This window comes from Capnocytophaga sp. oral taxon 903, assembly GCF_013394785.1.
Classification (GTDB): Bacteria; Bacteroidota; Bacteroidia; order Flavobacteriales; family Flavobacteriaceae; genus Capnocytophaga; species Capnocytophaga ochracea.
In genome coordinates, this window is record NZ_JABXYW010000002.1 from 319,736 (window position 1) to 332,819 (window position 13,084).

10 protein-coding genes are annotated in these 13,084 nt (G+C 40.1%); 3 read left to right on the forward strand and 7 right to left on the reverse strand.

Going from position 1 to position 13,084, the window contains the following annotated elements:
- Positions 1 to 99 precede the first annotated feature (99 nt).
- Both HW279_RS01355 and HW279_RS01360 read right to left on the reverse strand, forming a co-directional pair.
- Positions 100 to 1,200: an efflux RND transporter periplasmic adaptor subunit gene (locus HW279_RS01355; RefSeq protein ID WP_178957674.1), complete on the reverse strand. Its 1,101-nt coding sequence runs from the start codon at positions 1,198 to 1,200 to the stop codon at positions 100 to 102.
- A 243-nt stretch (positions 1,201 to 1,443) separates the two neighbouring features.
- On the reverse strand, positions 1,444 to 1,776 hold the full coding sequence (locus tag HW279_RS01360; RefSeq protein WP_178957675.1) for a hypothetical protein: 333 nt from the start codon (positions 1,774 to 1,776) through the stop codon (positions 1,444 to 1,446).
- Positions 1,777 to 2,201: 425 nt separating this feature from the next.
- Between HW279_RS01360 and HW279_RS01365 the strand changes: the two genes are divergently transcribed.
- Positions 2,202 to 3,596: a DUF5723 family protein gene (locus HW279_RS01365; protein WP_178957676.1), complete on the forward strand. Its 1,395-nt coding sequence runs from the start codon at positions 2,202 to 2,204 to the stop codon at positions 3,594 to 3,596.
- Positions 3,597 to 3,686: 90 nt separating this feature from the next.
- Here the strand turns inward: HW279_RS01365 and HW279_RS01370 are convergent, their stop codons facing one another.
- From HW279_RS01370 to HW279_RS01385, 4 genes are all read right to left on the reverse strand, one after another.
- The gene (locus tag HW279_RS01370; protein ID WP_178957677.1) at positions 3,687 to 6,674 is read right to left on the reverse strand and encodes a VIT domain-containing protein; all 2,988 of its coding nucleotides are present in this window, start codon (positions 6,672 to 6,674) and stop codon (positions 3,687 to 3,689) included.
- Between the two features lie 87 nt (positions 6,675 to 6,761).
- Complete coding sequence (locus HW279_RS01375; RefSeq protein ID WP_178957678.1) at positions 6,762 to 9,044, reverse strand: GH92 family glycosyl hydrolase; 2,283 nt, start codon at positions 9,042 to 9,044, stop codon at positions 6,762 to 6,764.
- Between the two features lie 498 nt (positions 9,045 to 9,542).
- Positions 9,543 to 10,409 carry a lysophospholipid acyltransferase family protein gene (locus tag HW279_RS01380; RefSeq protein ID WP_178957679.1) on the reverse strand — a complete coding sequence of 289 codons (867 nt, stop codon included), beginning with the start codon at positions 10,407 to 10,409 and terminating at the stop codon, positions 9,543 to 9,545.
- Between the two features lie 315 nt (positions 10,410 to 10,724).
- Positions 10,725 to 11,168, reverse strand: coding sequence for a lipocalin family protein (locus tag HW279_RS01385; protein WP_178957680.1), 444 nt, complete (start codon positions 11,166 to 11,168; stop codon positions 10,725 to 10,727).
- Positions 11,169 to 11,373: 205 nt separating this feature from the next.
- Between HW279_RS01385 and HW279_RS01390 the strand changes: the two genes are divergently transcribed.
- Both HW279_RS01390 and trxA read left to right on the forward strand, forming a co-directional pair.
- On the forward strand, positions 11,374 to 12,174 hold the full coding sequence (locus HW279_RS01390) for a DUF4476 domain-containing protein (protein ID WP_178957681.1): 801 nt from the start codon (positions 11,374 to 11,376) through the stop codon (positions 12,172 to 12,174).
- Between the two features lie 107 nt (positions 12,175 to 12,281).
- On the forward strand, positions 12,282 to 12,602 hold the full coding sequence (gene trxA, locus HW279_RS01395; protein WP_009418004.1) for a thioredoxin: 321 nt from the start codon (positions 12,282 to 12,284) through the stop codon (positions 12,600 to 12,602).
- 83 nt (positions 12,603 to 12,685) lie between these two features.
- Here the strand turns inward: trxA and HW279_RS01400 are convergent, their stop codons facing one another.
- Positions 12,686 to 13,072 (reverse strand): HIT family protein, encoded by a 387-nt coding sequence (locus HW279_RS01400; protein WP_088593859.1) that lies wholly within the window; start codon positions 13,070 to 13,072, stop codon positions 12,686 to 12,688.
- Between the last annotated feature and the right edge of the window lie 12 nt (positions 13,073 to 13,084).

Genomic DNA, 13,084 nt, shown 5'->3' on the forward strand with positions numbered 1-13,084 from the left:
GACTTTGCCAAAGGTCGTAACACGACAAGCAAATCGTAGCACGACAAGCACTAAAATTTTAGCAAGGTTTACGATGCAAAGGCAACTTTTCAGTCTTCACTAAAATATCGGTTGTATTTTCTTAACAAGGCTATCCATTGAGATAGGTTGAGGTTTGATAACCGTACCCGTACGCACTTTGTTAAGTCCTTGTGCGAGAATGACATCACCGTTTTTAAGTCCGCTTTCTACCACAGCATAGTTATCGGCACGGCTTTTAAGAGTGATGATAGCTTGTTTGAGGGTGTCGTTCTCTACTTTGTACACAAATACCTTTCCTTGTTGCTCAAAGGTAGCAACTTCGGGGATTACAAGTGAGTTACTAAAATGTTGTGGTATCTTGATAATCCCACTATTTCCATTGGTAAGCAACTTGTTAGGGTTAGGGAAGGTAGCGCGAAATTGTATGCTACCGGTAGTAGGGTCTATTTGTCCGGTTACGGCTTGTATTTTGCCTTTCTCGGCATATTCTTGTCCGTTAGCTAACACCAAAGAAGCCTCAGGTAAGTTTTTGAGTTTCTCGGCAGTGGTTTTGCCTTGGGTATTGTCTAAGAAGTCGAGGTATTCTTTTTCGTTCATTGAAAAATAGGCATACACCTCTTTCACGTCGGATACGGTAGTGAGCACAGTGTTATTGGCAGTTACCAAAGCACCTTCGCGGTAGTTAATTGCACCTACCACGCCGTTTACTGGTGCTTTTACTACGGCAAAACCAATGTTGCTGGCTACCTCGTTATAAGTAGCTTGGGCGCGTTGTAAGTTGGCTTTGGCTGTGGCGAGTTGGATAGGGCTTACAATGTTTTTCTGTACCAAAGGCACGAGTTTATCTACCTCTACCTTAGCGACCTCTACGGCTGCTTTGGCTGAAGCAGCTGACTGGTTAAGGGTTTGAGTTTCTAACTTGAAGAGCGGTTGCCCTTGGGTAACCACCTGACCTTCGTCTACCAATACTTTGGTAATATAGCCTGATATTTTGGCTTGTACGGCGCTGTTCACTACGCCTTCGATATTCACAGGGTAAGAAAGGTTAGACACGGTATTTTGTTCGCCTACGATAATCACAGGGTAAGGCACAGCACCTTGTGGTCGCTGTTGCTGTTGGTTTCCATTATTACAAGCTACCATTGCGGTAGCGGTTGCTACTAAAAAGATTTTATTCATAATGTTTGTTATTTTAGATGTTAGAGGTTTTAGTTATCAAACAGGTCGGATAGGTCTGAGAGATAATTTTATTAAAAATAATACACTAAAAAGGAAGCGTTTGCAAAAAAACACTTCCTTGTTTTCATGGCGTTGTGAGGTCTGCTTTTACAGTGCAAAAGTACACTAAAAAATTTTATAGACAAGTGCCGTGAGGCGTTAATCTTTTGTTAAAGTTAGGCTTCAATGGTTAATGGTTAGTGATTAATGGTCAATATGGTTTATCTGGTCGTATTCCACATTTGTTACGCCTTTAAGATTAGAAAAATAGGCTTTTGCCTGACGAATATCTTTATCTTGGGGTACTTTGATAGCTATTCCTTTGATAATTCTGTATTCATAAAGCATCTCTGCGCCATATTTTTGTACTTCTTTTTTCAAATGAGCCAATGTTTTTTGATTTTGATAGCTAATAATAAGATTATGCGTAATATTTTTAAGCATTTCTTCTTCAGAAGAAGAAGATTGCGCTACTTTTTGTGTGGTGCGACAGGAGAGCGTAAGCAGGCTCAATCCTACGAGAATTATCTTTTTCATAAGAAATAACAATTTTAAAATCTTCTACAAAATAAAGATTACGATTTATGTATTATAACTTTCGTGAACTTCCGTTAATAGGTTATGTTTAAGTAACTAATACCTTTGATAATCAGCGCTTAGATATAGGAAGCTTATACGAAGCTTATACGAATCTTGGAAGATTGGTATAGAAAAGACGAATGTGTGCTCTACTAAAAGCATAGGTGAAACGAAACTAAAACGAAACTCAGGTAGTGAACTATGCAAAGCAGACAAGACTGTATATGGTTTTTAAAGAGGTGGCTCAGCGGTAAATGGCAGTATAGAAAGGGCAAAGATAACGATTATAAATTAATTCTACAAATAATTTTGACCTTCTTTATTTGTTATTTGATAAAATATTGTACTTTTGCCGCGCAATTTAAACAAGTGTTTTTTATAGAATGAAAAAAGTAATTTTATCAGCATTGTTTCTAACAACAATGGCAGTGGAAGCTCAGCAATCGTATGTAGGGCTTCGAGAAAGCAATTATTCGGGTATTTTTCCTGTAACTTCTAATCCTGCGAATATGATTAGCAGTAAGCGTTCTTGGGACGCTAATATTGCTACAGTGAACTTTGGTTTTGGCAACAACGCTATTAAACTCACGCCTAATATCACTGATAGCTTTAACGAGTACACACGCGTTGATACCCAGAATGCTATTTTTGGTTATAACAATATCAAAGCGAAGATAAACGTTGATGTGTTAGGACCATCGGCTTTTGTGAAGATAAACGACCAGCATACAGTAGGGATTTTCTCTCGTGTGCGCCTTCTGGGCAATGTACGTAACATAGATGCAAAAATGTTACAATCATTTGTTAGTGATTTAGATAAATTGGAACTCAAAACCCCTTACCAAGTGAACCTTAACGACCAAGAGATAGTGGTAAATGCTTTTTCGGAAGTAGGTTTCTCGTGGTCAGGTGAAGTGTATTTTGACGGTACTAACACAGTGAAAGTAGGAGCAAGTGCTAAATTAGTACAAGGCTCTGGTAATGTTTACGTAGGTTTTAAAGACTTTGAAGGTTCGGCTACACTAACGCCTGACACTGATAAGGACAAAGTAAACTTGAATATCCAATCGGCTAACGGAACTTTGGAAGTGCTTAACGGTGGAATGGACTTGGTTGATTTCGACAATGTAAAGGTAAACAAGTTGTATTTTAGTTCAGAAGCTACTACTTTGGCTTTCGATTTAGGAGCTACGTATGAGTTTCGCAAGGACGGTTGTCCTCGTTGCCACAACAATCCTCACGATTTGCGTGTAGGGATTTCGCTAATGGATCTCGGGCGTTTACAATACACTGCCAATAAGAACTCTTACCGCTACAAAATGCCTGCAACACAAAGTACGACTTTAAGTCTAGACGACCTATCAGAAGAGAATTTAAAGAATCACTTTGATGGAACAAAGGCTACAGGCTCTAAATTGAGGTCATCACTACCTTCTACTTTTAACCTCAGCGCCGATTATCGCGTAGTTGATGCGTTCTACTTGAACTTATCAGGACAAGTGAATATAGCTTCTACAAAGGACAAAGAGCTTTACAACGCTACTTATGCCAATGAGCTTTCACTCACTCCTCACTACGATACTAATAGTTTTGGGGCTTATTTGCCTATTTCATACAACCAAGTATCAAAAGCTAATGTGGGAATTGCCTTGCGCTTAGGTCCGTTAGTATTAGGGTCAAGCACTATTTTAGGCAATGTGCTTACCCGCTCAGCTAAAGAGTTTAACTTCTTCTTTGGGCTTCGTTTCGGTCACCAATCTTACCCCGTAGACCTTTAATTATTAATTTAATTTTACAACTTCATAATGGAAAAGGCTGTTCAGCAAATGCTGAACAGCCTTTTATCTTTAATTATTAAGCATTAACTATTAAAATTCAAAACTTCCTACTTCAATCACCTCCTTGGCATTACTGAGGCGTACAGTGGTTTCTTGTTGTTTTTGCTGAGGCGTACCATAGTGAGTATAGAAAGTAATACGCAAGTTCACAGGCATCAGTTGCTTTTGTGAGCGAGTGCCAAAGTAATCCACTTGCACTTTGTACTTGCCTTTTTCGGCTTTCTTGAGCATAAATTCTTCAGGTCCGTAGCCTTGAGTAACATCACGCGAGATTTTACCACCAAGGTAAGTAAGAGTGTTTTGGTAGTAACACTTCTCATCTTTGGGGTCGGTTACCCATAAGTCCATATCGCAGCTATCAGTATCCCAACTGAGCACTACTCGCACATCTACGGGTTCTTTTTTGAGCAAACGCTTGTCGATATAACTCACGTCTATACCCTTGTGGCGTGCGACGAGGCTATTGATATCGTTCATTGTTACGATTTGTACATCACCAAAACGACTGCTCCACTCGCTTGTAACTACTTTATAAAGGTTTTTCACGGCTTCGTTATAGGCACCATCGTCGGCAAGTGCTAAGCCCAAATCACGAAAAGACTGTGGTTCTTCTTCACGCAGAGTTACCACCTTACGGAATACCCATACCGCTTCTTTCTTAGCATTGTAGTTACTGAGTTTGTAGCCTAACATACGCAACAACTGAGGGTCGTCTAAACCGAGCTCTGCCAAATTAGATACTACCAAGATAGCTTGCTCACGATTACCTTTCTTAAAGAAATAGTCGGCTACATCTACATAAAAGGAAGGTGTGTTACCGTATTCTTTTTTGAGTTTGTAATAGGTTTCTACCGCTTTAGCTTCCTCAGTGTACTCCATTACCTTTAAATAAGGGGTATCGGGGTTATAGGCGTTGAGCTCTATTTTTGAAGCAGGTACAGGAACAGGACTTGCTGGTTTGCGTGATAAAGAAACATCTTTTTTAACAGTAGCGTTACCACTAGGAGAATCAGCAACTCTACTACTTATAGCTCCCGCCATAGCTGCTTTTCTTTGTGGAGAATAACCTACTACAACTACTTCATTTAATTCTGCACTTTCATCAGCTTCTATAGCGGCAACCTCCTCACTTCTAACTTCTTGTGCTACCCCAGAAGCCACCCCTCTTATTCTTACAGGAGTATCATTAGAGTTATTAACATTTTTCTTAGGTTCAGTGCCTTTCACAGGATATTCGGTATGCCACCATTTACTTTGCTTTTCCGATTGCTCTACGACTCTATCCAAAATACGCTTAGCAGTATCCTCTTTTTGCTTTTGCTCATTTGCTAAGCGTTTGGAGTACTCCTGCTGTAATTCGGTAGGTGGCATAATGCGGTAACGTACATAATCTTCTACGGTTTCTAATACTATCAGCGAATTACCTTCGGTTACAATGCCGTACTCACGTCCTACCGCATCTATTTGTTTTTGTTCAACACCTTCTCGTTGCAGTTGTGCAATTTGCTTCTCTGCCCATATACGGCGCAAAAGATTGAACTCACTTTCAGAAGCATCGGGGTTTGCTACAAATTTTACTTCTTTTTGCACCATTACCTTTTTAGGGTAACCAAAACTAAGTACTAAGGTTGCTTCCTCGCTTTGCAATTCACCTGCAAGGGTGAAATTACCTTTGCTAATAGTAGCTCCTTTCTGTGGGAAGATTTTGGTTACTTTACCATTTTTCACTTCTATATCTAGCAGTTGGAAAGGTATAGTGCGTGCTACGTTTAGTGCTTGCTCGGTAGTGAGGGTGGTCAAATCTATAAAGCTACCACCCGTAGCATTAGCAAGGTATTGCATTTCTGGAGTATTAGCAACCTCCGAAGCATTCACCACACTCACCGGTATTTTGGCTTGTTTCACTATTTCGTTTACAGAAAATTCTTTACTGCCAAAGTTGAAAATACCGTCGCTAAAAAGTAATATTTCATCTGTTTTGAGGTTGAAATCAATAGCATTACCATCGGTAGCTCCATCGTATTGCAAACTTTCTAAATGCGATTTCAGTGCTTGCCAATTGCCGTTTTTCACCTCAAAAGTAAGCGGTTTAGCAGAACGAATATTAAAAGTACTAAGTACTACCTTAGTGTCTTTGAGTTCCTTAAAATAAGCATCTAAGAAAGCAAACTCTTTTGCTCTGTCGCGTTGGATTGCTGAGTGCGATGCGTCCCATAAGAGTCCTATTTCCTTAGGAATGGGGCTACTTTTAGCTTTGGTATCGCTCAAAGCTATATTGCCATAAAAATAGCTTTTACTGCCTTGGGTAGCGCTAATGGTTTGTGGTTTCTCAATTTTCGGGAAAGTAAGTGCAATGTTTTGGTTGAGCGTGAAGTTTTGCTTGCTTACCTCACTGATATAGCTATTGCGCGCTTGTTTGAAGTCTAATTGCAGACTGTTCTGAATATCTGCCTTTACAAAGCGTGATACTACCTCAGTACGCACCTTGAAGTTTTTAAGGGTTACGTTAGCCGTGATAGGCAAGAAGTAGTAATCTTGTCCGCCTCGTTCGTGTAGTTCTTGTTCAAAGGCAATGAGTACACGGCGAGTACCTTTGGCAGGCATAGGGTATACACGCGCTTTAAAATTGTTGCCCTCAGTTTTTTCTAATAAACCTGGGTCTACACCCCTGCGCACTATGTCCTCAAAGGCTTTGCGCCCTAAGGCTTTGTCTACTACCACACCTTCACGCAGTTTGCCATTGATATCTAAGGCAAAACGCGACACCTGCTGTCCGTCGGCAAGCGGGAATTGAAACTCACCTTCCATTACGCGGGTGTTGGGGTTGTAGAAGGTCATTTCCATAGTAGTAACAGCCGTTTGTCCTACCACTAATATATCTACTGAAAGGTCTTGCAATACCATCGGGTTGGCATTGCGCTCATTCACTACCTTCACCTCTGGCACTACCGATTTCTGTGCGGTTAGCAGTAAGGGAAGTAGTAAAGCTGTTGCTGATAAAAAATGCTTGATTCTCATTACTAAACAATGGTTTTGATGAAACTACTGTCTGTAAATCAAAGAGCATACCAAAATCACTAATCTACTAATTTTCACACTTGCTCATTACCTGAAAAACGTCAAAGTCCCATTCTCTCTAAATGCCCCAAACGGTATTTCAAAACCTTCTATTTTCTTGCCATTGAGCTGTACGTACTCTACTAAATTGTTATCCGAATTGCGTGCCACACTCTTTATTAAAAACTTCTTGCCCTCAGGCAGTTGTAAGCTCACCGTTTTAAACAGTGGGTTACCGAGTATGTAGTTATCACTGGCAGGGGTAACAGGGTAAAAGCCTAAGGCTGAAAATACATACCAAGCCGAGGTCTGTCCGTTATCCTCATCACCGCAATAACCGTCGGGCGTAGGGGTATAGAGTTTCTCCATCACTTCCCGTAGTTTAGCTTGTGCTTTTTGGGGTTTACCAGCGTAGTTATATAGATAGATAAGGTGCTGTATGGGCTGATTGCCGTGCGCATAGTTCCCCATATTTATGAGTTGCATCTCGCGTATTTCGTGTATGGTAAAACCGTAGTACGAATCGTCAAACAGCGGTGGCATCTCAAACACTTCATCTATCTTATTTTCAAAAGCCTCTTTGCCTCCCATTAGCTGTATAAGTCCTTCAATATCCTGAAATACCGACCACGTGTAGTGCAAACTGTTTCCTTCGGTAAACGCATCGCCCCATTTCAGCGGATTAAATGGCGACTGGAACTTGCCGTCTTTATTCTTGCCTCGCATCCACTTAGTTTCGGGGTCAAATACATTCTTGTAGCGTTTCGATTGTTCGTAATACTGTTTAGCAACCTGCGCCTTACCCATCTTTTCTGCCATACGAGCAATGCAATAATCGGCGTAAGCGTACTCCAATGTGCGGGCTACATTCTCATTAATCTTCACATCATAAGGCACATAACCCAAACTATTGTAGTAATTCACCCCCTCACGCCCTACCGATTTCACCGGTCTGCCATCGTTTTGGGTAGCGTTCTTCTGCATCGCTTCTAAAAGAATTTCAGCATCAGCCTCGTCTATATTCCCTTTCAGGTAAGCATCAGCAATGATAGAAGCCGAGTTCGACCCTATCATACAATCCCTATGACCTGGACTTGCCCATTCGGGTAACCAGCCCGATTCTTTATAAGCGTTCACCAATCCCTTCATCATCTGTTGATTCATCTCAGGATACAACAGGTTGAAAAGCGGAAATACTGCCCGGAAAGTGTCCCAAAAACCGTTGTCAGTGAACATATACCCCTTTTCCACCTTGCCGTTATACGGACTGTAATGCACCATTTCACCATCTTTATTGTATTCGTAGAAAGTGCGTGGGAAGAGCAGTGTGCGGTACAAACAGGAGTAGAAAGCGCGCAAATGGTCTATATTCTCATCTTCCACTTGTATCTTGCCGAGTTCATTCTCCCAAAGGGTAAGTGCTTTTTGTTTCGTCTGTTCAAAAGTGTCATTACCCAGTTCCGTTTGCAAGTTCAATAGGGCTTGCTCAGGCGAAATAAACGACGAGGCTACTCTTACGGTTACCTGTTCACCTTTTTTCGTGCGGAAACCTATCACTGCCCCTGTGTGTTCGCCCTTGCTTTCAGCATTTTTTGTCAGCTTAAAGTCATCGCTCCACGTCTGTACACTCTCAAAATCCTTGTCGAAAGTAAGCACAAAGTAATTGTGAAAATTCTCAGGTACTCCCCCACTGTTGTTGCGGGTATAGCCTATAATTTTGCGTTCTTTGGGCAACACTTGCACCATCGAGCCTTTAAAATAAGCATCTAAAACCAAATAAGCCTTATCGCTCTCAGGAAAGGTAATGCGGAACTGTGCTGCTCTACTGGTAGGCGTAATTTCCACCGATGTATCATAATCGGCTAAATACACCTTGTAGTAGTGAGGCTGAGCCGTTTCTGCCTTATGAGAGAACCACGAAGCGCGTTCTTCTTCTTTAATTTTCAAGTCACCCACTACCGGCATCAGTGCAAAAGCCCCATAGTCATTAATCCACGGACTCGGTTGGTGGGTTTGCTTAAAGCCCACAAGCTTATCAGCGTGATATTGATATGCCCAGCCGTCGCCCATTTTGCCCGTTTGAGGTGTCCAGAAGTGCATACCCCAAGGCACCGCAATAGCAGGGTAAGTATTCCCGTTGGATAAACTAAACTTCGAGTCCGTACCCATCAGTGGGTTTACATACTCAGTGTAAGAGGTTTCGGGCACTGCCGAAGTAGTATCCTGTTTAGTTTCTTCTTTTGAAGTGTTTGCCTGCTTGTTACAAGCCATCATCAAACACAAAAACACAAAGTATAATATCTTTTTCATCTTAATAATTACAATTTTCATTCAATTAGATATTATTTTATAATACGAGTCAAGGATTAAAAATTAATAATATCTGGTCTATAATGAGTTATGATAACCGTTATACATCTCCTCTTTCCCTTCACTTTACCCGTCAACACACTCCCCTTTTCCTTCATACTTCCCCCTAGTGTCTATGACCTAAGACCTATTGCCTCTTCCTCTTTCTTTCGCCTCGAAACCCTGTTTTTACCATTTTTAGCGTTGTTGTATTACAGTATGAATCAACAACTTATATACCCTTCCTATACCAATCGTCCAAGATTCGTATAAGCTTCCTATAAGCTCCCTATAAGCTAACCCCACCCTCCTAATAGCCTTTTCTCACCAAAATCCCTCTCAACTCCCTTCCGTTCTTCTCCGTTTCCTTCCGATAACTCAAATGTGTCACTTTTAGGGGTATACAATTTGCCAAAAATTCTGCCCGTGTGGCTCACACTGCCTGTGCGGCTCGCACCTCATTTGCTAATTTTAGAACTCTTATTGCATTCTCTTAAACCTATTGTGCGTCCACAGGTAAAACTCTGGTTTGTCGTAAATCTGCCTATTGATACGTTCAAAAAACATATCTGTAATCTGAAAATCCACGTATTCAGTGGGATTTTCAGCCAATACTTCAAAGGTCGTTTGGTAATAACCGCGCTTTACCTTTTCTATTTTAGCAAATACAATCACAGTATTGAGTGCCTTTCCCAAGCGTTCCGCCCCTGTAAATACAGGCACATTAAGCCCTAAAAACGGACGTCGATAGTTCTTCTTGTTATTAGGAATCTGGTCAGAGGCAAAACCATAGCAATACACCCCGTGCGCATCTTTGTGTTTTTTCATCTCTCTATGCGCTGTATAGCGAGGCAAAAGGTAACTGTGGTGTTTCATTCGTATTTTTTGTAACAATCTGTCAAAATACTTATTGCTCAGCGGAGTATAAAGTGCATACGACCTGTGTTCAAGGAAATAAGCCAAAGAAAGTAACCATTCATAACTCGCATAATGACTGCACATAATGAGGATATTACGCTCCTCTTCTTCATACTTTTTGAGCACTTCAAGATTAGGAAACACCATACGCTTCTTCATCTCTTTTTCACTCATTCCGTATGATTTCACCATTTCTAATAAAGTATCACAAAAGTGATGGTAAAATTTGCGTTCTATCGTTCTAAGTTCCGCTTCTGTTTTAAAAGGGAAAGCCGTATGGAGGTTCTTGCGTACCACTTTTACCCTGTATTTCAATAGAGTATAAAGTATAAAGTAAAAGAAATCCGATACTCTGTAAAGAAGCCAAAAAGGCAATCGCGAAATCCCCCAAACAATAGGATAAGCAATAATATAAATTAATAAATTCATTCTGTCCCTAATTTTGTGGCAAAGTTAATAATTTAATATTATCCAAAAAAGTAAATCTGTGATTTTTGTATTTTCCCAAGGAAGGAAGTTCGTGGCAAACTTCACCAAAGTTTTAAATTGTTTGTCGTGCTACGATTCGCCCTTCGTACTACGATTCGCCTGTCGTACTACGACCTCCGGCAAAGCTAATTACCCTAATAATAAGTTCTTTTCAGTACGTGTAGGGGCTAATAGCAATTAGCCCTTACATTATTACCAATTAAAAAAGCGCAATACCACAAAGGATATTGCGCTTTTTTAGTTTATAAAGAAAATTTACTTTCTTTTATAGATATAAACAGTAGTTTCTGTAACACTACTACTTTTGTTGAAATCTTCAAAAGTAAGAGTAAGTTTGTTGTTGGCTATAGAAAAAGTGGCTTCATCAGCTTCTCCTATTCTATCTCCTTTTTCTGTTAAAACAATCTGTTTTCCAGTAATAGTGTAAGTACCCTCCTCCTGATTTTCTTTACATTGATTGTTTGTAGGATTGATGTCATAAGAAACTAAAGAATATTTGTTGTCAGCAGTGAAAGTATAAGTGTTTTTCTTCTCACATTCATCAAGAACTTTCACAACACCATTTCCTGTTTCACTTTCAATAATCCAACTTCCTACTAAGCTATTGTTTATTTGATTATTTGTTTTATCGTCCGATTTTCCACACGATGCTACAAAAATTGCTACGGCTACTAAAGCCATTTTAAAAAGTTTTTTCATTTGCTATATTGTTTATTAATTAAACAGTGCAAAAGTACGAATTTACATCTCTTCTTCTGTTAAATTATCGTTAAATTTTACTTAACATTCCTTTTTTTAGCAATTACAAATTAGACACTTTTTACCTTTTACCTATTACCTTTTACCTAAAAAACGGCTTTGGCACGAAATTCGCTACACATAGTTCATAAAATACTATACACTTATGAAAAAGTTTTTATTACTTTGCTTAGGGGTTTTAACCTCAGTAAGCTGGGCACAAGAAGTAGGCTCGGCAGGTCGTTTGTTGCAAAACGAATACCGTCAAAACAAACAAGCGCGCGCTGTCATTGGGCGGGGGGGTATCTCAGTAAATATCGATTGGGAATACGACTATAACGGCGGTTATGCCGAAGTCTTTATCCGCATTCCTGAACGCGACCGCTTTACAGTGAGTATAGGCGACCAAGAAATCACCAGTACTACCGGTATGTACCGCTTCTTCGACGTAACAGCTAATCCTCAACCACTCAGCATTTGGCAAGGACGTACGCTCATTTATCGAGTAACTATCAATCCCCGTAACAACACCCGTATGATAATGGACTTCTTTTCACGCGAAGGACTCTATTTGTTAGACGAAATTAGCTTGAACAACAATCAGCCCTCCTATCACGGTCGTCAATGGAATGATGTGTGGAATCGCTCATACGGTGGAGGCTATGGAGGTGCTCCTATGATGCGCCAAGGTGATTTTAACAACTTCTTTAAGATGTACAAGGACGAAACTTTCGATAAAGATAAGCTGGCTTTCTTCCGTGCCCAAAAGAATATCGTATCGTTTACCACTGAGCAAATAGGTGAACTGATGGAAGAACTTTCTTTTGACGACAATAAACTCATCATCGCACAAGAAGCCTATCCTAATGTAGTCGACCCTCAAAACTATTACCAGTTGCAAGCCAAATTCACTTTCCCATCTGGTAAAAAGAAACTATCAGAGTTCCTACAATCAGTGCGCAGATAACAAACGTTATAGTAGTATAACAAAAAACTATCACCGTGAGGTTTTGTATTTTTAATAAAGTTTGTATCTTTGCCTCAAATTTAATTACAATATAAAAACATATTAGTATGGCATTAGAAATAACAGATGGAAATTTTGAAGACTTGGTACTTAAAAGTACCCAGCCTGTATTAGTAGACTTTTGGGCAGTGTGGTGTGGACCTTGCCGTATGCTTGCTCCCGTTATAGAAGAAATATCTAAAGAATACGAAGGTAGAGTAGTAGTAGGCAAAGTAGATGTGGATAACAACCAAGAATTTGCTGCTAAATATGGCATTCGCAATATTCCTACCGTATTGGTATTCCAAAATGGAGAGGTAGTAGGTCGCCAAGTGGGAGTAGCTCCTAAAAAGACTTACACCGATGCATTAGACGGATTATTGTCTTAATTGCTTGTCGTGTTACAACAAAAAAGGCTATCAACAACTTATTGTAATTGTTGATAGCCTTTTTTGTATTGTCTTCTTTAAGGCTAAAGCGCTTCTCTTACTTTCTGCGCAAGCGCTTTAAACTCTTCATCGGTAAGTTTTACTTTGTGTTGGAAAGTCATTTCCTTCATCTCGCTGATAGGAATGAGGTGCACGTGTACGTGAGGCACTTCAAGACCTACAACTGCTACGCCTATACGCTCGCAAGGTACTACCTTTTCAAGAGCTTTGGCTACACGTTTTGAGAAAGCCATCAAGCGCAAGTAATGGTCGTCATCCATATCAAAAATATAGCTGATTTCCTGTTTAGGCACACAGAGGGTATGCCCTTTGGCATTAGGGTTGATATCGAAAAAAGCGATAAACTCATCGTCTTCCGCTACTTTGTAGCAAGGAATTTCCCCATTGATAATTTTTGTAAAAATACTCATTTTTTTTATTTA

What these genes read in the sequence shown, in the direction of transcription:
- HW279_RS01355 (WP_178957674.1), bottom strand. Translation starts at nt 1,200, where the DNA reads ATGAATAAAATCTTTTTAGTAGCAACCGCTACCGCAATGGTAGCTTGT.
- HW279_RS01360 (WP_178957675.1), bottom strand. Translation starts at nt 1,776, where the DNA reads ATGAAAAAGATAATTCTCGTAGGATTGAGCCTGCTTACGCTCTCCTGT.
- HW279_RS01365 (WP_178957676.1), top strand. Translation starts at nt 2,202, where the DNA reads ATGAAAAAAGTAATTTTATCAGCATTGTTTCTAACAACAATGGCAGTG.
- HW279_RS01370 (WP_178957677.1), bottom strand. Translation starts at nt 6,674, where the DNA reads ATGAGAATCAAGCATTTTTTATCAGCAACAGCTTTACTACTTCCCTTA.
- HW279_RS01375 (WP_178957678.1), bottom strand. Translation starts at nt 9,044, where the DNA reads ATGAAAATTGTAATTATTAAGATGAAAAAGATATTATACTTTGTGTTT.
- HW279_RS01380 (WP_178957679.1), bottom strand. Translation starts at nt 10,409, where the DNA reads ATGAATTTATTAATTTATATTATTGCTTATCCTATTGTTTGGGGGATT.
- HW279_RS01385 (WP_178957680.1), bottom strand. Translation starts at nt 11,168, where the DNA reads ATGAAAAAACTTTTTAAAATGGCTTTAGTAGCCGTAGCAATTTTTGTA.
- HW279_RS01390 (WP_178957681.1), top strand. Translation starts at nt 11,374, where the DNA reads ATGAAAAAGTTTTTATTACTTTGCTTAGGGGTTTTAACCTCAGTAAGC.
- trxA (WP_009418004.1), top strand. Translation starts at nt 12,282, where the DNA reads ATGGCATTAGAAATAACAGATGGAAATTTTGAAGACTTGGTACTTAAA.
- HW279_RS01400 (WP_088593859.1), bottom strand. Translation starts at nt 13,072, where the DNA reads ATGAGTATTTTTACAAAAATTATCAATGGGGAAATTCCTTGCTACAAA.